Origin of the sequence: Streptomyces sp. TSRI0281 (assembly GCF_001905125.1) — a bacterium.
GTDB lineage: Bacteria > Actinomycetota > Actinomycetes > Streptomycetales > Streptomycetaceae > Streptomyces.
Genome location: NZ_LWLE01000001.1, coordinates 1,306,684 through 1,328,677, shown reverse-complemented (window position 1 = coordinate 1,328,677; position 21,994 = coordinate 1,306,684). Strand labels below are relative to the sequence as shown.

The 21,994-nt window shown below is 70.9% G+C and carries 16 protein-coding genes; 11 read left to right on the top strand and 5 right to left on the bottom strand.

Annotation, left to right across the window (positions count from 1 at the left end; genetic code table 11):
* The first annotated feature begins 117 nt into the window (after nucleotides 1–117).
* Nucleotides 118–678 (top strand): hypothetical protein, encoded by a 561-nt coding sequence (locus tag A6A29_RS06245; RefSeq protein ID WP_073718836.1) that lies wholly within the window; start codon nucleotides 118–120, stop codon nucleotides 676–678.
* Between the two features lie 85 nt (nucleotides 679–763).
* Here the strand turns inward: A6A29_RS06245 and A6A29_RS06240 are convergent, their stop codons facing one another.
* Together A6A29_RS06240 and A6A29_RS06235 are read right to left on the bottom strand one after the other, a co-directional pair.
* The gene (locus A6A29_RS06240; protein ID WP_073718835.1) at nucleotides 764–3,007 is read right to left on the bottom strand and encodes a serine/threonine-protein kinase; all 2,244 of its coding nucleotides are present in this window, start codon (nucleotides 3,005–3,007) and stop codon (nucleotides 764–766) included.
* 210 nt (nucleotides 3,008–3,217) lie between these two features.
* The gene (locus A6A29_RS06235; protein ID WP_073718834.1) at nucleotides 3,218–3,640 is read right to left on the bottom strand and encodes a YjbQ family protein; all 423 of its coding nucleotides are present in this window, start codon (nucleotides 3,638–3,640) and stop codon (nucleotides 3,218–3,220) included.
* A 92-nt stretch (nucleotides 3,641–3,732) separates the two neighbouring features.
* Here A6A29_RS06235 and A6A29_RS47945 point away from each other — a divergent pair, with 92 nt between their 5' ends.
* The 5 genes from A6A29_RS47945 to A6A29_RS06215 all read left to right on the top strand — a co-directional run bounded on the left by A6A29_RS47945 (nucleotide 3,733) and on the right by A6A29_RS06215 (nucleotide 8,579).
* On the top strand, nucleotides 3,733–3,816 hold the full coding sequence (locus A6A29_RS47945; RefSeq protein WP_353962292.1) for a putative leader peptide: 84 nt from the start codon (nucleotides 3,733–3,735) through the stop codon (nucleotides 3,814–3,816).
* Between the two features lie 196 nt (nucleotides 3,817–4,012).
* Nucleotides 4,013–4,912: an ABC transporter permease gene (locus A6A29_RS06230; protein WP_079182586.1), complete on the top strand. Its 900-nt coding sequence runs from the start codon at nucleotides 4,013–4,015 to the stop codon at nucleotides 4,910–4,912.
* On the top strand, nucleotides 4,885–5,673 hold the full coding sequence (locus A6A29_RS06225) for an ABC transporter ATP-binding protein (protein WP_073718833.1): 789 nt from the start codon (nucleotides 4,885–4,887) through the stop codon (nucleotides 5,671–5,673). Before A6A29_RS06230 ends, A6A29_RS06225 begins: the two co-directional genes overlap by 28 nt.
* Nucleotides 5,674–6,132: 459 nt before the next feature.
* Nucleotides 6,133–7,341, top strand: coding sequence for an LLM class flavin-dependent oxidoreductase (locus tag A6A29_RS06220; RefSeq protein ID WP_073719037.1), 1,209 nt, complete (start codon nucleotides 6,133–6,135; stop codon nucleotides 7,339–7,341).
* A 131-nt stretch (nucleotides 7,342–7,472) separates the two neighbouring features.
* Complete coding sequence (locus A6A29_RS06215; RefSeq protein WP_073718832.1) at nucleotides 7,473–8,579, top strand: NAD(P)-binding domain-containing protein; 1,107 nt, start codon at nucleotides 7,473–7,475, stop codon at nucleotides 8,577–8,579.
* 47 nt (nucleotides 8,580–8,626) lie between these two features.
* Here the strand turns inward: A6A29_RS06215 and mltG are convergent, their stop codons facing one another.
* Nucleotides 8,627–9,475: an endolytic transglycosylase MltG gene (mltG, locus tag A6A29_RS06210; RefSeq protein ID WP_073718831.1), complete on the bottom strand. Its 849-nt coding sequence runs from the start codon at nucleotides 9,473–9,475 to the stop codon at nucleotides 8,627–8,629.
* A gap of 368 nt (nucleotides 9,476–9,843) precedes the next feature.
* Entirely contained in the window at nucleotides 9,844–11,649 is a 1,806-nt protein-coding gene (locus A6A29_RS06205; RefSeq protein WP_073719036.1) for an ABC transporter ATP-binding protein, read from the bottom strand.
* Nucleotides 11,650–11,771: 122 nt separating this feature from the next.
* Here A6A29_RS06205 and A6A29_RS06200 point away from each other — a divergent pair, with 122 nt between their 5' ends.
* The 3 genes from A6A29_RS06200 (at nucleotide 11,772) to A6A29_RS06190 (ending at nucleotide 17,131) form a co-directional block, all read left to right on the top strand.
* A complete protein-coding gene (locus A6A29_RS06200; RefSeq protein ID WP_073718830.1) occupies nucleotides 11,772–12,215 on the top strand; it encodes a MarR family winged helix-turn-helix transcriptional regulator in 444 nt (147 codons plus the stop codon).
* 58 nt (nucleotides 12,216–12,273) lie between these two features.
* Entirely contained in the window at nucleotides 12,274–15,204 is a 2,931-nt protein-coding gene (locus tag A6A29_RS06195) for an FAD-binding and (Fe-S)-binding domain-containing protein (RefSeq protein WP_073718829.1), read from the top strand.
* Between the two features lie 484 nt (nucleotides 15,205–15,688).
* The gene (locus tag A6A29_RS06190) at nucleotides 15,689–17,131 is read left to right on the top strand and encodes a Gfo/Idh/MocA family protein (RefSeq protein ID WP_073718828.1); all 1,443 of its coding nucleotides are present in this window, start codon (nucleotides 15,689–15,691) and stop codon (nucleotides 17,129–17,131) included.
* Between the two features lie 48 nt (nucleotides 17,132–17,179).
* Here A6A29_RS06190 and A6A29_RS06185 read toward each other — a convergent pair whose 3' ends face one another.
* The gene (locus A6A29_RS06185; RefSeq protein WP_073718827.1) at nucleotides 17,180–17,902 is read right to left on the bottom strand and encodes a hypothetical protein; all 723 of its coding nucleotides are present in this window, start codon (nucleotides 17,900–17,902) and stop codon (nucleotides 17,180–17,182) included.
* Between the two features lie 333 nt (nucleotides 17,903–18,235).
* Between A6A29_RS06185 and A6A29_RS06180 the strand changes: the two genes are divergently transcribed.
* The gene (locus tag A6A29_RS06180; RefSeq protein WP_073718826.1) at nucleotides 18,236–20,083 is read left to right on the top strand and encodes an ABC transporter transmembrane domain-containing protein; all 1,848 of its coding nucleotides are present in this window, start codon (nucleotides 18,236–18,238) and stop codon (nucleotides 20,081–20,083) included.
* On the top strand, nucleotides 20,080–21,861 hold the full coding sequence (locus tag A6A29_RS06175; protein WP_073718825.1) for an ABC transporter ATP-binding protein: 1,782 nt from the start codon (nucleotides 20,080–20,082) through the stop codon (nucleotides 21,859–21,861). Before A6A29_RS06180 ends, A6A29_RS06175 begins: the two co-directional genes overlap by 4 nt.
* The last annotated feature ends 133 nt before the right edge of the window (nucleotides 21,862–21,994 follow it).

Below are 21,994 nucleotides of genomic sequence, written 5' to 3'. Positions count from 1 at the left end.
CCTGGGCCGCGGCGGGCGCGGCGGCCTCGGCGGGGTGAGAGGGGCGTGGTGGGACCGCGTCACCCGCCGTAACGGTGTGCTTCGGCCCTGTCCGAGGTGGCGGCTACGATCCCGGCCATGCGTCTTGAAGATCAGCTCGACATATTGGCGGAACTGGGGCTGCCGCTCGCGACCGGCCGCACCGTGGAGGAGCTGCTGCACTCGTGGCCGCGTGAGGAGTACGAACTCAAGCCGTTCGACCTGGTGCTGTTCGCGCTGGGGTGCGCGGTCGAGGAAGAGCCGTGGGAGCGGTGGTTCTGCGACCGGGCGTGGCACTTCGACACCGAGTGCGTCCGCGGGCCCGGTTCGTACGTGGCGATCGCCCGGCAACTGTGCCGGATCGCCGGCCGGCCGGACGCCCTGTCCGGTGTGCGGGACCACGTCGACCTCGGCACGGAGGAGGCGTGGATCGAGTACACGGCCGACGGCCGGCGGGTCAACTGGCCCATCGATGTCAGGGACGACTGGGCCGACCTGATGGTGGTCGGCTATCTCATCGACGAGTTGGAACAGGGCAACCGGCGCTTCCATGTCCGGCACAACGGCCAGGCCATGACGCTCTTCTTCCTCGACGACGACGCGGCCGGACGGCTCGACGCGCTGGCCGGCGGTCGGACGGTCGCCCCGTTCCCCGGATAGCGGCCCCGCTCGCCCCGAGCCGCCGATGGCCTTGTTCACGAGTCGGCACGGCAAGGAAGGCGGCCGACGGCCGGTTCCGCCGGGGTCAGCCCGACTTCGGCGGCTTCTGTGTGTCGAAGGCGAAGAGGGTGTTCGTGGCCGCGGCGACGAACAGCGCACGCCCCGCGACGGTCACGCGCGGGCTCGCGCCCTGCTCGCCCGTCAGACCATCGGCCTGCGGATCCGTTGTCCACAGAGGTTCGCCGTCGCGCGGCGACAGCGCGACCACCCGGCCGGTGGCCGAGCTGAAATACACCGCGCCGGCTCCCGCCACGGGGCCCGACGCGCCCTCCACTCCCGTCTGCCGGGACCACTTCTTCCGGCCGGTCGCGGGGTCGAGCGCCGTGACGAGACCGGTCTGCCCGCTCACGTAGACGGTGCCGTCCGCCATACCGGGCGTCCCCGCGTATGTCGTGGCCAGCCGGGAGTACGTGACCTTTCGCGAGGCCGGGTCGACCCGCGCCACGCCGTCGTAGCCGGTCAGTGCCGTTCCCTCCATGTGCCTCTGAAGGAGTACGAGCCTGCCGTCGGCGGCACCCATCGGCACGGCGGGGCCGTTGACCGCGATGGGCCTGCCCAGTGTCCCCGAGGCGCGGTCGACCGTGTGCAGGGTGGGGCGGCGAACCTCCAAGGCATCCATCTCCGTGTCCGTCGCGCACATCGCGTAGAGCTGAGCGCCCGCCGGAACGGGGGCGCACCGCTGGCCCGCGGGAAACCGCGTCCTCCAGGCCACCTTGCCGCTGTGCGCGTCCCGGGCCTCGAAGCGGGAGTTGGAGGAGTCCACCGTCACGACGGCGGAGCCGACCACCACGGCGTCCTGAGTCCGACCCGTCACAGCCGTCGACTGAGCGCCGGACGGCACGGACCACAGCTCCCGGCCTGTGTTCGCGTCGATGGCCACCACCTCACTGGGAGGGCCCTGCGGGGCGTCCTGGTCGGCGAAGCGGTAACCGAGCACCGTGTCGTCGGTGGCGCCCACCAGGTGCATGCCCTGGACGGGGACGCCCGGACTCTTCGCCGTCCACACCCGCGAGCCGTCCTGGGCCCTGATACGGGTCGCCACGACTCCGCCGCCCCCGCAGAACAGCGCGTCGCCGTGCGCGACGCAGCGCAGCTCGTCGGGGATGTCCTCGCGGCCCCCCGGCACGATCTTGCGCCACGGTGCGAAACCGGCCGGAAGTGCGGCACCCGGCGCCGCAACGCCGTTGTCCTTGTCGACGCCGCTGTTGCCCCCGAAGCCGTCGGCCGTCACCGCGGCGACTCCGCCGCCGATCGCTGCCACCGCGACCGCGGCCGCGAGCACGGGCCGCCATCGGCCACGCAGACGGCGCCCGATGGGGGTGCCGGTGCTCCCCGTGTCGGGACCGGCCGGGTCGGCGGCCGGGGCAGCCGGCGCCGGGGTGACCGGCGTCGCCAGGTGATGCTGGGTGATCATGTCGCGGGTGCGGCCGGTGGCAAGCGCGTCCGTATCGGTCCCGCCGAGGTCGACCGGCAGGTCCCGCAGCAGTACGAGGAGTTCGTCCGCCGAGGGGCGCCCCTCGGGCTCCTTCTCCAGGCAGGGCTCGACGACCGCGCGCAGTGCCGCAGGTACGGCGCCCAGCGCCGGCTCCTCGTGCACCACCTGATATGCCGTCAGGTAGGGGCTGTCCGCATCGAAGGGCCCCTGCCCCGTCGCCGCGTACACCAGCAGCGTCCCCAGCGAGAAGACATCGGACCGCGGCCCCACGCCACGTGGCGCCTGCAACTGCTCCGGCGACATGAAGGGCGGCGTACCGATGACCCGTCCCGTCATCGTCAGCGTCTCCTGGTCCACGGCGCGCGAAATGCCGAAGTCGATGACGCGCGGGCCCTCGGGCGAGAGCACGACGTTCGAGGGCTTCAGGTCACGGTGGACGACCCCCACCCGGTGGATGTCGCGCAGCGCCTCGGCCAGCCCGATGGCGAGCCTCCTCAGCTCCGCTCCGTCCAGCGGGCCCTTCGAGGCGATGTGCTGGGCGAGCGTGTGCCCCTCGATATAGGTGGTCGCCATCCACGGCTGCTCGGCCTCGGGTGCGGCGTCGACCACGGCGGCGGTGAACGCGCCGCTCACCCGCCTCGCCGCCGCCACCTCCTGCCGGAAACGGATGCGGAACTCGTCGTCGGCGGCGAACTGCTGGTGGATCAGCTTGATCGCGACAGGTCGCCCCGAGCTCGTACGGGCCAGAAAGACCGTGCCCATGCCACCCGAGCCGAGCCGCGCCTCAAGCGGATAACCGCCGATCTCGGCTGGATCACCTCCGCGCAGCGACACTCTTCCCGACCTCCCGTCCCCCGTGCACCTCTGCCACCACGGGCCTGTGTATCTGTCCTGCACACAAACTAGCCGCAAGGCAGTACGACAGAGCAAAGCGGGTGACCCACAGGGAGCCCGGGGCCGCTCCCGTACCCACCATGCTGCCCCCACGCGCGCCGCTCATTCGGCGCGGTGGGACCACGCCCGCGGTCCCACCGAATCGGCCCGCTAGCCGAGGAAGCTCAACCGCACCTGCCGGTCCGCATTGTCCACGTTGGTGTCGACCAGGCACACCGACTGCCACGTCCCCAGCTCCAGCCGTCCGCCGATGACCGGCAGTGTGGCGTGCGGTGGGACGAAGGCGGGTACCACGTGGTCGCGTCCGTGGCCGGGGGTGCCGTGGCGGTGCTGCCAGCGGTCGTCGGCAGGCAGCAGGGTGTGCAGTGCGGCGAGGAGGTCGTCGTCGCTGCCCGCGCCGGTTTCCAGGACGGCGATTCCGGCGGTGGCGTGGGGGACGAAGATGTTGAGCAGCCCGTCCCGGCCCGCCGCCGTGCGCGTGAGGAACTCCTCGCAGTCGCGGGTCAGGTCGGTGACGGTCTCCGTCGCGCCGGTGGTGACGTGGAGAACGCTCGTGGTGAAGGTATCGGCCATGCCCCCATCCTGCCGCCCGCACGGCGAGATGGCGCGACCACGTGCCGAGACACCATTGACCGGTCCCGGACCGCATCGCTACGTTCGGCGACATGTTCCGATCAGCTCTGCTCACTGCGCGCGGTCACATCGACCTGCTGCGGGTGGCTTCCGCCGCGTGTTGTCGCGGCTGCTGACGTTCTCTCAGCTCAGGCGGCACCCGATCCGACCGGGTTCGCGCCACTTTGCCGTACGTACCCCCGCGTCATGGTTCATCGAACCCGCGGTGTGAGTCCCGTGTCTCCGTCGTAGCCGGCCGGTGGGCGCGTGCGGTCCCGGCGGTGTCGTGCCGCCCTTCCCCACTCCCTTTCGTGGACTGCCCGTGGAGCCTTCATGACCATCGGCCGCGCCCCCGCATCGTCCCCGCCACCCGACATAACCGTGGAATCAGGAAAAACTCCCGGCCCCCGGTCGGGGCCGCTCGATCTGGAGCCCGTCGTCCCGGCGTCCGTGCGCACCGCGCGCCTGCGCTCCGTGCCCCGATGGCTTCGCCGTACGATCGGTCCGCTGTCGCTCCTCGCGTTGTGGCAGGTGTTCAGCGCCACGGGCGTGCTGCACCCGGATGTGCTCGCCTCGCCCGGCACCATCGCACGGGCCGGCTCCGGTCTGATCGCCGACGGGACCCTGCCCTCCGCCATGGCCGTGTCGCTCCAGCGGGTGGCCATGGGGCTGCTGCTCGGCGGCATCGCGGGGACGGTACTCGCGATGGTCTCGGGGCTCTCCCGGCTGGGCGAGGATCCCGTGGACGCGACCGTGCAGATGCTGCGCACCGCGCCCTGGGTGGGGCTCATTCCGCTGTTCATCATCTGGCTCGGCATCGGCGAGGCGCCGAAGGTGGCGCTGATCGCTCTCGGGGTCGCCTTGCATCTGTATCTGAACGTGTACGCCGGTATCCGGGGCGTGGATGCCGAACTCAGCGAAGCGGGCCGGTCGTTGGGGTTCGGCCGGTGGGGGCTGGCGCGGCATGTGGCGCTTCCGGGAGCACTGCCGGGCGCCATGACCGGACTGCGGTATTCCCTCGCCACCGCCTGGCTGGCCCTCGTCTTCGGCGAGTCCATCAACGCCGACGCCGGAATCGGGTTCCTGATGAACCAGGCACGGGAGTTCTTCCGCACCGATGTGATCGTCGTCCGCCTGGTCGTCTACGCCTTCCTCGGTCTCACCGCCGATGTCATCGTCCGGACTTTCGAAAGGCTGCTGCTGCAATGGCGACCGACCTTCACGGGCCAGTGACCACCCGTCCCCTCACACCGCCCGAGGAGCCGGAGGCCGCTGTACGGGTCCAGGCGCTCACCCGCGCCTTCGACGGCCGGCCGGTGATCGACGGGCTCGATCTCACCCTTCGGGCCGGGGAGTTCACCGCTCTGCTGGGGCGCAGTGGTTGCGGGAAGTCCACCCTTCTGCGAGTGCTGGCCGGACTCGACCGGGAGATCAAGGGCACCGTCCTCGTACCCCGACGGCGTGCCGTGGCCTTCCAGGCACCGCGGCTGATGCCCTGGAAGCGGGTCTGGCGCAACGTACTGCTCGGACTGCCCGGCAAGCCCGAACGGGCCGTGGCGGAGCGGGCGTTGGCCGAGGTCGGGCTCGCCGGGCGGGCCGGGGCCTGGCCCTGGACGCTCTCCGGCGGCGAGGCTCAGCGTGCGTCTCTGGCCCGTGCCCTCGTACGCGAACCGGATCTGCTGCTGCTCGACGAACCGTTCGGCGCACTCGACGCGTTGACCCGGATCAGGGCGCAGCGGCTGGTGGCCGAGCTCTGGCAGCGGCGCGGCTGCGCGGTGCTGCTGGTCACCCATGACGTCGACGAGGCCCTGCTGCTCGCCGACCGGGCGCTGGTGATGCGGGACGGGGAGATCGCGTACGACACTCCGGTCGCCCTGGACCGGCCGCGCGGTGTCGACAGCCCCGGGTTCGCCGCCCTGCGCTCCCGGCTCCTGGCCGAGCTCGGTGTCGAGGCCCCGGACGCGACCGCCCGAATGCCGCCCTCCCGCCCCTGACGCTCTCCTTCCGCACGGACCTACTGGAGAAAGATCATGAGACGCCGCACCCTGCCCGGCCGGCTCCTCCCCTTCGCCCTGCTGGTCACCGCCTGCGGCGGGGCCTCGTCCGCGAACACGGCGGACAACACCGACGGGAAGGGCGGTGTCGTCCTCGACATCGGTGACCAGAGGGGAGGTTACGAAGCCATCCTGCGGGCTTCCGGAGAGCTGGACGATCTCGACTACCGCATCACCTGGGCGACGTTCACCTCCGGGCCACCGCTCCTGGAGGCCGTCAGCGCCCGGGCGGTGGACCTGGGCGGCGTGGGGAACACACCGCCGGTCTTCGCCGCGGGGTCCGACTCGAAGATCGTCGTGGTGGGTGCCACGCACGTTCGTCGGCGAGCGAGGCGATCGTGGTGCCGGAGGACTCCCCGCGTCGTCCGCGGCTCCCCGCTCGTACGGAAAGGCTTCCTCGTGAACGTTCATCTGCACTGGTTCCTGCCCACCGGCGGTGACGGCCGCACCCTCGTCGACCGGCACGCGTACACCGACGGCGGTATCAAGCGCGACCGGATCACTCCGGTGAGCGGGGTGCGCGCGCCCGATATCGAGTATCTGGCGCAGATCGCGAAGGCGGCGGAGCAGCTGGGGTTCGAAGCCGTGCTGACACCGACCGGGACGTGGTGCGAGGATGCCTGGCTGACGACGGTCGCGCTGGCCCAGCACACCGAGCGGCTGAAGTTCCTGGTGGCGTTCCGGCCCGGCGTGATCTCGCCGGTGCTGGCCGCGCAGATGGCCGCGACATATCAGCGGATCACGCGTGGACGACTGCTGCTCAACGTGGTGACCGGCGGTGATTCGACGGAGCAGCGACGGTTCGGTGACCATCTGGACCATGACCGGCGCTATGCGCGGACCGCGGAGTTCCTGTCGGTGGTGCGGGGCGCGTGGAGCGGGCGGCCGTTCGACTTCGACGGCGAGCACTACCAGGTGGAGGGCGGGCTGACGGCCCTGCCGCCGGACCCGTTGCCGGACATCTTCTTCGGCGGCTCGTCGGCGGCTGCCGGTCCGGTGGCCGCCGCGCACGCCGATGTCTATCTGACCTGGGGCGAGCCTCCGGCGGCCGTGAAGGAGAAGATCGACTGGATTCGCGGGCTGGCGGAGGAGCGGGGGCGCACGGTGCGGTTCGGCATCCGGCTGCCCACCATTTCGAGGGATTCCTCCCGCGAGGCATGGGCGACGGCCGACCGGCTGCTCGGCGATCTCGATGCGGAGACGGTCGCGGCGGCACAGCAGGCGCTGGGCCGGAGCGAGTCGGTGGGTCAGCAGCGGATGCTGGCGCTGCACGGCGGCTCCCGCGACAGGCTGGAGATCGCGCCGAATCTCTGGGCGGGCGTCGGTCTGGTACGGGGTGGCGCGGGCACCGCACTGGTCGGCAGCCATGCGGAGGTCGCCGACCGGATCGAGGAGTATCACGGGCTGGGCGTGGAGCACTTCGTGCTCTCGGGGTATCCGCATCTGGAGGAGGCGTACTGGTTCGGCGAGGGCGTGACTCCGGAGCTGGCGGCGCGCGGGCTGCTGTCCACCGTCCCGGCGTCTCCGCTGCTGGGTGTGCCCGCGGTCAATGGCCGTCCGGCGTCGGCACCCGGCGGGGCGCCGTTGCTGTTCGCCGGGGGGCGCTGAGCCGGGGCGCAGAGCCGGGGGCGCCGAGCCGGAAGGCGAAGGTGACGGATGGGCGGGCGCGGGGGTTTTTGGACTTCCTTCCGGCGGGAAGATCCGGGAAGATCCGGGAACCCCTCACAGTTAGTAGAAGCGTGAATTACTTTGGGGTGCGCGAGCTGGATGTGGTCGTGATCGGCGCCGGGCAGGCGGGCCTGTCCGCCGCCTACCACCTGCGGCGCTCGGGGCTGGAGCCGGACCGTGACTTCGTGGTCCTCGACCACGCACCCCGCCCGGGCGGTGCCTGGCAGTTCCGCTGGCCCTCGCTGACGTACGGGAAGGTCCACGGGATGCACGCTCTGCCCGGCATGGAACTGACCGGCGCCGACGACAGCCGGCCCTCGTCCGAGGTGATCGGTGGGTACTTCGACGCGTACGAGCACCGCTTCGGCCTGCGGGTGCACCGCCCGGTCGAGGTCAGCGCCGTACGCGAGGGGGACGGTGGGCGGCTGCTCGTCGAGACGTCCGAGGGCAGGTACGCCACCCGCGCGCTGATCAACGCGACGGGCACCTGGGACCGGCCCTTCTGGCCCCGTTACCCGGGGCAGGAGACCTTCCGGGGGCGGCAGCTGCACACGGCGGACTACCCGGGACCGGAGGAATTCGCCGGGCAGCGGGTGATCGTCGTCGGGGGCGGCGCCTCCGGTACGCAGCATCTGATGGAGATCGCCGATGTCGCCGCCGCGACGTACTGGGTGACGCGGCGCCCCCCGGTGTTCCGGGAAGGACCCTTCGGCGAGGAACAGGGACGGGCCGCCGTAGCGATGGTGGAGGAACGGGTACGACGCGGGCTGCCACCGCAGAGCGTCGTGAGCGTCACCGGCCTTCCGGTCACCGACGCCGTCCGGCGCGCCCGCGAGCAGGGGATTCTCGACCGGCTCCCGATGTTCGACCGGATCACTCCGACCGGGGTGGCCTGGGACGACGGACGGACGGCAGAGGCCGACGTGATCCTCTGGGCGACCGGCTTCCGGGCCGCCGTCGACCATCTGTCGCCGCTGAGGCTCCGCGAGCCCGGGGGTGGCATCCGGGCCGAGAACACCAGGGCCGTACGGGACGGGCGCGTGCATCTCGTCGGATACGGGCCGTCGGCCAGCACCATCGGGGCCAACCGGGCGGGACGGGCGGCGGTCCGGTCGGTCCGGCGGCTGCTGGAGTCGGCCGGGCGTCAGGAGGCAGCCCCGGCGTCCGTTCCGGCCTGACCGCGGCACGGTGATCCCTCGGGGCCGATCGGGCCGTGACGGCGTGGTCAGCCCGCGGTGGCGGCGCGGCGGTTCCGGTTGAACTCCGCGACGTTCTTCAGCTGCTCCGCGTAGTTGTCGGTGAAGCGGGTGTCCCCCGGTGCGACCGTGACGAAGTACAGCCAGGGGCCGGGCGTGGGGCTGATCGCCGCCCGCATCGCCTGTTCGCCCGGGTTGCCGATGGGCGTAGGCGGGAGCCCCTTGCGCTCATAGCTGTTGTACGGGCTGTCGATCCGGGTGTCGTCGGTGGTGGTGTCCAGGGTGGAGCGCTTCAACGCGTAGTTGAGCGTGGAGTCCATCTGGAGGGGCATGTTCCGGGCCAGCCGGTTGTAGACGACGCGGGCCACCTTGCCCATGTCGGAGACGGTGTCGGCCTCGGCCTGCACCACGCTGGCGATCGTGACCGACTGGTAGACGGAGACGCTGTTGCGCTGCGCCCCGGCGGTGATGTGGTCCGCCCCGAACCGCTGGAGCGCGGTGTCCACCATGTAGCGCAGCAGACTCTTCGGGGTGGTGGCGGAGGCGAGGGGATACGTGGCCGGGAAGAGATACCCCTCCGGGTTGCCCTTGGCCTCGACGGGGAGGGCGAGATCCGCGGACGGCACCGCCCTCTCGGTGGTGCCTGCCGCGACACCGAGGCTCTTGTCGGCCGCCGCGTACACCTGGGAGCCCCGCATGCCTTCGGGGATCAGCAGCGAACGCGTCTGCTCCTTCTTCCCCTCCATCCCGCTGATCAGCAGGGGCACCACCACCGCTGCCGCCACGACGAGCAGCGCGCCGATGATCAGGACCAGTCGTCCGCGACGCGTCGGACGGAGCCTGCGGCGGGGCCGGACGTCCGGGGACTCGTTCACCATGCGGGCACGTTAACCCGCGCTGCCATCGCGGTCCGGTAGCCCGACATCGGCGACACGCGCACCACCGAGCAGGACCAGAACACACGAACAAGGGATCGGGTGTTCGCTGGAACGCGTGATCGTATCGATTTTCGTTGCTCATCCCTCGTACGGGCCCTGATGATTACAGAGCGCAGGCAACGGGCTGCAGACCGCGACTGCGCAGTCCCACAGATGCACCACGCACAAGGAGAAAGCACCAGATGAACTTCCTCACCAACCTGCTTGCCGGCGTCATCCACTTCGTGGGTTGGCTCGTCTGACGATCGCATCACCTGACGCCGTCGCTCCCCGTCCCACGGGAGCGGCGGCGTCGCCGTGTGCGCCGCTCACGGGGCCGCCGGGACCAGTTGGGCGTCGCGGCGGACCAGGGCCGCGTATCGGCCGCCCCGGCCGAGCAGGTCCTCGTGCGTGCCGCGCTCGGCCGCGCGTCCGCCGTCCAGGACGACGATCTGGTCCGCGTCGCGGACCGTGGAGAGCCGGTGGGCGATGGTGATCGTCGTGCGCCCCGCGGAGAGGGCGTCGATCGCCTGCTGCACGGCATGTTCCGTACGGGTGTCGAGGGCGCTCGTCGCCTCGTCGAGGATCAGCACCGGCGGGTCCCGGAGGATCGTGCGGGCAATGGCCAGCCGCTGCTTCTCGCCGCCCGAGAAGCGGTAGCCGCGCTCCCCGACCAACGTGTCGTACCCATCGGGCAGGGACACGATGTGGTCGTGGATCTGCGCGGCACGGGCCGCGTCCTCCATCTCCTGGCCGGTGGCGTCCGGCTTGGCGAAGCGCAGGTTGTCGGCGACCGAGGCATGGAAGAGATAGGTCTCCTGCGAGACCACGCCGACGGCCCGCGCGAGGGTGTCGAAGTCCAGGTCCCGCACGTCGATCCCGTCGAGCGTGACCCGGCCTCCGGTGACGTCGTACAGGCGCGGCACCAGATAGCTGAGGGTGGACTTGCCGGAGCCGGTGGGTCCGACGACGGCCAGGCTGCCGCCCGCCGGTACGGCCACATCGATTCCGGTGAGCGTCGGGCCGCTCTTCTCGTCATAGCTGAAGTCGACGTCCTCGAAGGCGATCTCGCCCCGGATCTTCTCCAGCCGTACGGGCTTCTCGGGCTCGGTGATGTCCACGTCCAGGTCGAGATACTCGAAGATCCGCTGGAAGAGCGCGAGGGAGGTCTGCATCTGCACGCCGGTGGAGAGCAGACTCACGACCGGACGGAACAGGCCCTGCTGGAGCGAGACGAACGCGACCAGCGTGCCGATGGACACCGCCGTGCCGCCGGACTGGAGGGTGAGACCCGCGGCCCAGTAGATGACGGCGGGCATCGCGGCCATGACGATGCCGATCGTCGACATCCGCCACCGCCCGGCCATGTTGGAGCGCACTTCGAGGTCGACCAGCCGCTCGGACTCCTCGGCGAATCCCTTGGTGAGGGAGTCCGAGCGGCCCATGGTGCGGCCGAGCAGGATGCCGCTGACCGAGAGCGATTCGGTGACCGTGGCGGCCATGGCGGCCATCTGCTTCTGACGCTGCGTGGTGATCTTCTTGCGCTCCCGGCCGACGCGTCGGCTGATCCAGACGAACAGGGGCAGCAGGAGCAGGGAGACGACGGTCAGCCGCCAGTCGAGCGCGAGCATGGCGACGACGGTGGCGATGACCGCGGTGAGGTTGGAGACCAGGGACGTCGCGGTGGAGGTGACCGTCGCCTGCATGCCGCCGATGTCGTTGGCGATGCGGGACTGCACCTCGCCCGTGCGGGTCCTGGTGAAGAAGGCCAGCGGCATCCGCTGCAGCTGGGTGTAGACGGCTGTGCGCAGATCGTGCATGACCCGCTGGCCGACCGTGGTCGATATCAGGGTCTGCAGGACGCCGAAGACGCTGTTCATCACGGCGGTGAGGATCATGCCGAGGGCGAGCAGCGTGAGCAGGCCGGTGCGCCCCTGCGGGATGGCGGTGTCGAGGATCTCGCGGAGCAGGAACGGAGAGGCGACCGATACCAGTGACGAGGCGCCGACCAGCAGCCCGACCAGCGCGAGCCGGCCGCGGTACGGATGGAAGAGACGGAAGATGCGGCGCAGCTCGGCGGGCGGCTGGGCGGCGTCTCGGGGCGGGGGTGTCCACGTGGGTTCGTCGGGTTTCATGTGCTCCTTCGCCGGGCGTGAGGTGGCGGACATGCGATCACGGAGAAGCATGCCGAACTTTTGAGAGCATAGCTCATTGTTACCTATACTCACAATGAACAAAGTCCTGTTATTGTTCCCTCATGGACTCCCCCGACTCCGACGGCCTGCTGGCCGAGCAACTGCTGCGGCTGACGCGCAGGCTCCACCGCATCCAGAGCCGCCAGCTGGAGCCGATCGGCATCACGCCCGCGCAGTTCCGGCTGCTGCGCACCGTCGCGCAGTACGACGCCGCACCCCGGATGGCGGATCTCGCCCAGCGCCTGGACGTCGTGCCGCGCGCCGTGACCACCGTGGTCGACGCCCTGGAGGCGAGCGGCCGGGTACGGCGGGCCCCGGATCCGGACAGCCGCCGGGTGGTACGCATCGAGATCACCGATGAGGGGCACGCCACGCTCCGGTCCCTGCGCAGCGCGCGCCGGGCCGCCGCAGAGGAGATCCTGGCTCCACTGACCGCCGATCAGCGCGAAGTGCTCGGCGGACTGCTGTCCGCCCTGGTCGACGGAATGCCGGAAAGGCATTGCTGACATGCTGAAACCGAACGGGCGCGGGGCACCGCGCCAAGCCGCTTGAGGGGACCCTGACATGCCGTTGCTGGAGCCGAACCCGGAATCCCTTCGTCCCGGTACGGTGCGTGAGCCCTCGCCCGACCGGGTGCCCGACCGGAACGCGCAGGGCACCCCGGAGCCACTGCGCTCCGATCTGACCGCACTGCTCGGGGCCGACAAGGTGCTGTGGAAGGTCTCCGACCTCGTGCGGTACGCCTCCGACGCCAGCCCCTACCGGTTCCTTCCCCAGGTCGTCGTCGTCCCCGAGGACATCGACGACATCTCGGCGATCCTGTCGTACGCGCACGGCAGGAGCCGCGACGTCGTCTTCCGGGCGGCGGGCACCAGCCTGAACGGGCAGGCGCAGGGCGAGGACATCCTCGTCGACGTACGGCATCACTGGACGGGGATCGAGGTCCTGGACGACGGGGCGCGGGCCCGGATCCGGCCGGGGACCACCGTGATGCGGGCCAATGCCACGCTGGCCCGGCACGGGCGCCTGCTCGGCCCCGACCCCGCGAGCGCCATCGCCTGCACCGTCGGCGGTGTCGTCGCCAACAACGCCTCCGGAATGACGGCCGGGACGACCCGCAATTCGTACCGCACCGTCTCCTCGCTCACCTTCGTCCTGCCGAGCGGCACGGTCGTCGACACGGCCGATCCCGAGGCCGACGCGACGCTGGCGCACGCCGAGCCGGACCTGTGCGCAGGGCTGCTGGCGCTCAAGGCGGAGATCGAGGCGGACGACGCGCTCACCGCCCGGATCCGCGCCAAGTACGAGATCAAGAACACCAATGGCTACCGCCTCGACGCGTTCCTCGACGGCTCGACGCCCGTGGAGATCCTGCGCGGGCTGATGGTCGGATCCGAGGGCACGTTCGGCTTCATCTCCGAGGTGGTCTTCGACACCCTTCCGCTGGACCGCAGGATCTCCTCGGCACTGCTCTTCTTCCCGTCCCTGACCGCCGCCGCGGCAGCCGTTCCGCGCTTCAACGAGGCGGGCGCCATCGCGGTGGAGCTGATGGACGGCAATACGCTGCGCGCCTCGGTCAGTGTCCAGGGCGTTCCCGCGGACTGGGCGGCACTGCCGAAGGAGACCGCGGCGCTGCTGGTGGAGTTCCGTGCCCCCGACGAAGCCGGTCAGGAGGAGTACGAGCGGGCGGCGGACGCGGTCGTCGCGGGTCTCGACCTGGTCGCACCGGCCGCCTCCGTCACCAATGAGTTCACCCGGGACACCAAGGCCATCTCCGGCTACTGGAAGGCCCGCAAAGCCTTCGTCACCGCGGTCGGCGGCTCCCGCCCCTCGGGTACGACTCTGATCACGGAGGACTTCGCGGTCCCGCCGTCCCGGCTCGCCGACGCCTGCGAGGCCCTGCTCGGGCTCCAGGCGGAGCACGGCTTCGACGCCGCCGTGGCGGGCCACGCGGCCCACGGCAACCTGCACTTCCTGCTCGCCTTCGACGCCGCGCAGCCCTCCGACGTCGAGCGGTACGCCGCGTTCATGGAGGACTTCTGCACCCTCGTCGTGGAGCGTTTCGACGGGTCGCTGAAGGCGGAACACGCCACCGGCCGCAATATCGCCCCCTTCCTGGAACTGGAGTGGGGGCCGAAGGCGACGGAGCTGATGTGGCGCACGAAGCAGATCATCGACCCCGACGGGGTCCTGGCTCCCCGCATCGTCCTCGACCGCGACCCCCGGGCCCATCTGCGTGGCCTGAAGACGATCCCGAAGGTGGAGGCGGTCGCCGACCCGTGCATCGAGTGCGGCTTCTGCGAACCCACCTGCCCCAGCCAGGATCTGACCACCACACCGCGCCAGCGGATCGTGCTGCGCCGGGAGATGATGCGGCAACCGGACAGCTCCCCGGTGGAGACCGCGCTGCTCGACTCGTACGGGTACGACGCCGTGGACACCTGCGCCGGCGACTCCACCTGCAAGCTGGCGTGCCCGGTCGGCATCGACACCGGCGCGATGATGAAGGACTTCCGCCACCGTCGGCACTCGCCGCGCGAGGAGCGCGTCGCCGCCCTCACCGCGAAGAACTTCAAGTCCGTCGAGGTCTCGGCACGGCTCGCGGTCGCGGCGGCCGACAAGATCGGTGACCGGCTGCTGGAGTCCGTGACCGGGCTGGCCCGCAAGGCCGTGCGCCCCGATCTCGTACCGGAGTGGCTGCCGGAGATCCCCGGTGCCGCCGCCCGGAAGCTGCCCCGTACGGCGCGGGTCGGTGCGAGCGCCGTGTACTACCCGGCGTGCGTGAACCGCATCTTCGCGGGCCCCGACCGGCACCGGGAGCCCTCGCTGCCCGAAGCCGTCGTGGCCGTGTCCGCCCGCGCCGGAAAGCCGGTGTGGATCCCGGAGGACGTCGCGGGGACCTGTTGCGCGACGATCTGGCACTCCAAGGGGTACGACGCGGGCAACGCCGTGATGGCCAACCGCATCGTGGAGGCGGCGTGGGGCTGGACGGCGGGCGGAAAGCTGCCACTGGTCGTCGACGCCTCGTCGTGCACGCTCGGTATCGCCCATGAGGTGGTGCCGTATCTCACCGAGGACAACCGGGAGTTGCACCGGGAGCTGACGGTCGTCGACTCCCTGGTCTGGGCCGCCGATGAACTGCTGCCGGAGTTGACGGTGCTGCGAAAGGCCGGTTCGGCGGTCCTCCATCCGACGTGTTCGATGGAACACCTGGGCGACGTCGAGCAGTTGCGCACACTGGCCGAGGCATGCGCGGACGAGGTGGTCATTCCGGACGATGCCGGATGCTGCGCCTTCGCGGGCGACCGAGGCATGCTGCACAAGGAGTTGACGGATTCGGCGACCGCGAAGGAGGCCGCCGAGGTCAACAGCCGGGAGTACGACGCCTATCTGTCGGCGAACCGGATGTGCGAGATCGGGATGGACCGGGCGACGGGCCGCGAGTACTACTCGGTGCTGATGGAGCTGGAACGGGCCACCCGGCCGTCCGACTGAGCGATCGACGGCCGCCGGGTGCGGGCGGGTGAAGCCGAGGCCGGCCGGATGACCGTGGTGGGTCCCGGCATCGGGTGACGTAACGCGCGCCCGCACCCACTGCCTCACACCGGCACACCCCGCACGCCCGTGCCCTCACGCCGGAGCACGCCCGCCCCCGTACACCGGCAACTCCGTACACCGGCACACTCCGCACGCCCGTGCCCTCCGCACGCCCGTGCCCTCCGCACGCCCGTGCCCTCACGCCGGTGCGCCCCGCTCTGCGGCGCACCGGCGTTCATGCTGCGCGCACGCATCCCGTACGACGTGACGGCCCGCCGCCGGGACGAAAGTCCATGGTTTCGGCGCGAGAGTCCAATTGCATCTCTTGCGCATCACCAGCCTCACCGTCCAGGGTCCTTACCGAGGTTCGGGCCCCGTCGCACAGCCGGGGTTCCGGATCCGCACGCGCACCGTCAGAACCCCCACCCCACCTGGAGGCTCGATGAACGACGACGCACAGCACGAGAACGATCCGCAGGAGGCGAACGGTGGCTCACCGAGCCGCCGTTCGGTGCTCTGGACCACGGCGGGAGTGGCCGGTGCCGGGCTCGGCCTCGGCGGTCCGGGCGGCGGGACCGCGTCCGCCGCGCCCGCCACCGGGTCCCGGAGCCCGGAGGCCGCTGCCGTACCCGCGCGCAAGGGCCGCACCATGGTCTCCGTACCCTTCGAGGGACGTTCCACCGTCCGGGTCGGCATCGTGGGCCTCGGCAACCGCGGCGGCAGCATGATCGATCTCTTCCTCGCCGTCCCCGGAGTGCGGGTCGTGGCCGTCTGTGACCCGGTCAAGACCAAGGCCGAGAGTGCGTCCGCCAAGGTCATCGCCGCCGGTCAGCCGGCGCCGGCCGTCTACACCAACGGCGAGGACGACTACGCGAACCTCTGCAAGCGCGGGGACATCGACTTCGTCTATGTGGCGACGCCCTGGGACTTCCACTTCGAGATGGCGAAGACCGCCATGCTCAACGGCAAGCATGTCGGTGTGGAGTGTCCGATCGCGCTGCAGCTCGACCAGCTCTGGGAGTTGGTCGACCTCTCCGAGCGCACCCGGCGACACTGCATGCAGTTGGAGAACTGCTGTTACGGCCAGAACGAGATGCGCGTCCTGCGCATGGCGCACGCCGGTCTCTTCGGCGATCTGCTGCACGGCGCGGGCGCGTACAACCACGATCTGCGCGGCCTGATGTTCGACCCCGACTACTACGAGGGGCCCTGGCGCCGGCTCTGGCACACCAGGCTGCGGGGCGACCTGTACCCCAACCACGGGTTCGGGCCGGTCTCCAACTACATGGACATCAACCGCGGGGACCGCGCCGTGAGCATCACCAGCGTCGGTTCGCCCGCGCTCGGCCTTGCCGCGTACCGCAAGGAGCACATGCCGGCCGGTGACCCCAGCTGGAAGGAGACCTATATCGAGAGCGACCGGACGATCAGTCTCGTCCAGACCGCCAAGGGCCGGGTCATCCGGCTGGAGCACGACGTGTCGACGCCGCACCCGTACTCGCGCATCAACAGCCTCGGCGGCACGAAGGGCGTCTTCGAGGACTACCCGGCCCGTATCTACATCGAGCCCGACCACACCGACGACGAGTGGGCGGACTTCTCCAAGTACGCCGAATGGGACCACTGGCTGTGGAAGGAGCACGCCAATCCGCCCGGCGGCCACGGCGGTATGGACTACATGATGGTGTTCCGGCTGATGCAGTGCATGAGGCTCGGGCTCGTTCCCGACTTCGATGTGTACGACGCGGCGACCTGGACGGCGCCCGTACCGCTCAGTCATCTGTCCATCAGGGCCAAGGGCGCCCCGCAGCAGATTCCGGACTTCACCCGCGGTGAGTGGAAGAAGGCCCGTTCCGGTATGGACTCGGAGAACCCGGAGGCGTGACGGCTCGGGGGTTCCGCGCCGACGCGCGCGGGACCCCCACCCGCACGGTCAGGCCTTGAGGGTGGCCCGGTCACCCATGACGACGACCGGATGCTGACGCGGGTCGAGGGTCCGCAGCAGCACCCGCATGGCGGACTTCGGCACGCTCACACACGCCGATGTGCCGCTGCCGTGGTCCATGTGCAGCCAGATACTGCCACCCTTCGTCTGTCCCCGCGGGCGCGTCGGCTCGTTGGGCGGGGTGCCCTTGAGACGGTTGTAGTCGATGGCGATGACGTAGTCGAAGTCGTGCCAGTGGCTCTTGGACCAGTAGTGGGGCGCCTGGAAGGAGGCCGACTCCGCGTACGGCAGGAGGGCGCCCGGATCCGGCAGGACCCCGCCCGCGTCGCTGAGCGTGAAGACACCGACCGGGCTGCGCTTGTCGTTCTCGCGGTGGTCGGTGGTCCAGCCCTTCTTGCCGTTGTGGGCGGCCCATCGGCCCGATGTCTCCCAGCCGGCGCCGTCCTTCGTGTAGAGCACGACAGTGGCGTCCGGGGAGTCCTTGCCCGCGCCGTACACCGCCACCACCTGGCGAGACGCCTTCGGAATCTTCGACCGCAGCCGGTCACCGACGCCCGGTACGCGCTCGGGAGCCGTGGCCCGCGCCTTCCCGTGGCCGGTATCGCGGTGCCCCGTGCCGCCCTGCGGCGCACCGCAGGAGGTCAGGGGGATCAACAGCGCGCCGCAGACTCCTGCGGCGACCGCTATGCGCACTGCACGTTGCCTCGGCATCCGCCCATGGTCGCACCCCCGCCTGCCGGGGCGGAGACCGGTCGGACCCCGCTCCCCCTGGCCGAGGACACCACGGCCGTCACTGCCACCATCACTGCTGTCGCTGCTCTCACTGCACTGCTGTCACTGCCGTCGCTGCTCTCACTGCACTGCTGTCACTGCTGTCACTGCACGCGTGTCACTGCCACCGTCGCGGCGGGAACGGCCGAAGTCCACCGCGCGGAAAACCTGTTGCCCCGGACAGGGGCGGGAAGCGAACCTTGCACGGTTTGGTCCCCCACCCGCACATCGAGATCCACCACTGGTCTCCGCCCTTCCGAGCCCTGGGACGTCATGCAGATTCGCGATCTTCCGTACTCAGATCCCGGCGATCCCGATGTCCGATCAGGCCCACGTTTCCTGTTCTGGCTCGGGCGCAATCAGCTCGCCGGGCAGCTGAAGGCCCTCTCCTGGGGGCTGCTTCACCAGCTGGCGATCGCCGGACTCCCGCTCGCCGTGGGTGTCACCGTCCAAGCCGTCATCGACCGTTCCGGCGGGCGGCTCGCGCTGTCCGGCGGGCTGATCGTGGTTCTCGGCGTACTCATCGCGGTCGGCGACACCATGCTCCACCGGACCGCGGTCACCAACTGGATCACCGCGGCCGCCCGGGTCCAGCAACTGCTGGCCCGCAAGACCGCCGAACTCGGCTCCGCGCTGACCCGGCGGGTCGCCGCGGGCGAGGTCGTCGCCGTCTCCACCGGCGACGTGGAGAAGATCGGCTGGTTCGTCGAAGCGCTCTCCCGGTTCGCCTCGGCCGCCACCGCCCTGGTGCTGATCTGCGTCGGGCTCGTCCTCTATCTGCCCTCCCTCGGCGTCCTGGTGGCGATCGCCATGCCCGTACTGGCACTGGCCGTACTGCCCCTGCTCCCCCCCGCCACCCGGCGCGCCGACTTCCAGCGCGAGAAGGCGGGCAGGGCGACCGAGCTGGCCTCCGACACGGTCGCCGGTCTGCGGGTGCTGCGCGGCATCGGCGGCGAGGAGCTGTTCCTCGGCCGCTACCGGCGTGCCTCCCAGGAGGTCCGCAAGGCCGCCGTGCGCAGTGCCCGCATGTGGGCGCTGATCTCGGCGATCCAGGTCCTGCTGCCGGGTGTTCTGCTGATCTCACTGGTCTGGTACGGGGCGACGCTGGCCCGGGACGGGAAGATCGATATCGGCCAACTGGTCACGGTGTACAGCGCGGCGACGCTGATGCTGTTCCCGCTGCGGCACTTCGAGGAGATCGCGATGGCGTACTCCTTCTCGCGGCCCTCCGCGCAGCGCGCGGTACGGGTGCTGTCGCTGCACCGCAGCGCGCGGACCGCCACGATCGACGGCACGGCACCGTCGGGCGATCTGTACGACCCCGTCACCGGGCTGATGGCCCCCCAGGGTCTCCTCACGGCCGTGGTCTGCGGCGATCCGGACGAGGCGGGCCGGCTGGCCGAGCGGCTCGGCGGGCACGCGCAGACCGAGGACACCGACGAGGTGGACGGGCCCGCCCCGACGGCTCCTTCGGTGCTGCTCGGTGGCGTACCGCTGGACGAACTGCCGCTGGACTCGGCGCGGGCCGCCGTACTGGTGCAGGACAAGGACCCGGTGCTGCTCTCCGGGACGCTCCGGGAGCTGCTCGACGTTCCTTCGTCCGGCCAGGTGGCCGCCGAGGACGCGCTGGAGGCGGCCCAGTGCGGCGATGTGCTGGACGCGCTGGCCCAGGCGTCGCTCGACACGGACGGCGATCCGATGAGGACCCGGATCACCGAGCGGGGCCGGTCGCTCTCCGGTGGCCAGCGCCAGCGGCTCGCGCTGGCCCGTTCCCTGGTCACGGACCCGGAGGCGCTGGTGCTGGACGAGCCGACGTCCGCCGTCGACTCGCACACGGAGGCGAGGGTCGCGGCGGGCATCAAGCGGCTGCGCCAGGGGCGCACGACGGTCGCGTTCGCCTCGTCACCGCTGCTGCTCGACCTGGCCGACCGGGTGGTCCTGATCCACGGGGGCACTGTCGTGGCCGTCGGCAGCCACCGCGAACTGCTGTGCACCGAACCGCACTACCGGGCGGTCGTCACCCGCGAGACCGACGACGAAGTCGCGGCACCGGCCGCACCCGAGGGGATCGCCGGCATCGAAGCGATCAACGCGATCGAGGAAATCGAGGAGAGGGCATGATCGGCGTCGCACCACCGGCGTACGACCCGGACGCCCCGGAGTCGGCGACGACCCTGCCGGTCGGTACACCGGCGACCGTACGGGCCTACGTACGTGACCTGCTGCGGCGCCACCGCACACCGTTCACCGTGCTCATCTCGGTGAACGCGGTGGCGGTGATCGCGTCGATCGTCGGTCCATATCTGCTGGGCGGACTGGTCGAGGATTTGTCGAACGGGGTGACCGACCTTCATCTGGAGCGCACCGCCGCGGTGTTCGCGCTCGCGCTGGTCGTCCAGACGCTGTTCACCCGGACCATGCGGCTGCGCAGCGCGATGCTCGGTGAGGAGATGCTGGCCGATCTGCGCGAGGACTTCCTCGTACGGTCGGTCGGGCTGCCGCCGGGTGTCCTGGAGCGGGCCGGCACGGGTGATCTGCTCTCCCGCATCACCACGGACATCGACCGGCTGGCCAACGCGATGCGCGAGGCCGTGCCGCAGCTCGCGATCGGGGTGGTGTGGGCCGGGCTGCTGCTCGGCGCGCTGACCGTGACCGCTCCGCCGCTGGCGCTGGCCGTGCTGGTCTCCCTGCCGGTGCTCATCGTGGGCTGCCGCTGGTACTTCCGGCGTGCCCCGTCCGCGTACCGCTCGGAGGCCGCCGGATACGCGGCGGTCGCCGCGATGCTCGCCGAGACCGTGGATGCCGGGCGGACCGTGGAGGCGCACCGGCTGGGGGCCCGGCGGGTGGCCCTCTCGGACCGGCGGATCAAGGAGTGGACGGCCTGGGAGCGGTACACCCTGTTCCTGCGCTCGGTGCTGTTCCCCGTCATCAACGCCACGTACGTGACGATCCTCGGTGCCGTGCTGATGCTCGGCGGCTGGTTCGTCATCGAGGGCTGGATCACCGTCGGGCAGCTGACGACGGGGGCACTGCTGGCCCAGATGATGGTCGACCCGATCGGGCTGATCCTGCGCTGGTACGACGAGCTCCAGGTGGCCCAGGTGTCGCTGGCCCGGCTGGTCGGCGTGCGGGAGATCGAGCCGGACGCGGGCGACGCCGGGGTCGGGCCCGACGGCCGTGAGGTACGGGCCGACGAGGTGCACTTCGGGTACCGGACCGGGGTCGACGTGCTCCACAAGGTGACGCTCGACGTCGCCCCGGGCACCCGCCTCGCTCTGGTGGGCCCTTCGGGTGCGGGCAAGTCCACGCTCGGGCGGCTGCTGGCGGGGATCTACGCGCCGAGGACCGGTGAGGTGACACTCGGCGGTGCCGAGCTGTCCCGGATGACGGCGGAGCGGGTGCGTGAGCACGTGGCCCTGGTCAACCAGGAGCACCATGTCTTCGTCGGCTCGCTCCGCGACAACCTGCTGCTCGCCCGGGACGGCGCGGGCGACGCGGAGCTGTGGGCCTCGTTGGCCGCGGTCGACGCGGACGGGTGGGCGAAGGCGCTGGAGAAGGGTCTGGACACGGAGGTCGGTTCGGGCGGTCTGGCGCTCACCCCGGCGCAGGCTCAGCAGATCGCACTGGCCCGGCTGGTGCTCGCGGATCCGCACACGCTCGTGCTGGACGAGGCGACCTCGCTCCTGGACCCGAGGGCGGCCCGTCATCTGGAACGTTCGCTGGCCCGGGTGCTGGACGGGCGTACGGTCGTGGCGATCGCGCACCGGCTGCACACCGCGCACGACGCGGATGTGATCGCGGTAGTGGAGAACGGGCGGATCAGTGAGCTGGGCAGCCATGACGACCTGGTGGCGGCGGACGGTGCGTACGCGGCGCTGTGGCGCTCCTGGCACGGCTGAGCCACGCGGGTCCGGCCCTGGGGCGGATCGGCCGCGGCCACCGCCCCGGGGCTGCCCGGCGCCGGGAGGCGAATTCGGCGGTGCCCGGTGAGGATGAGGTGACCGGCCCGGAATACGGGGCAGGCGAGCTCAG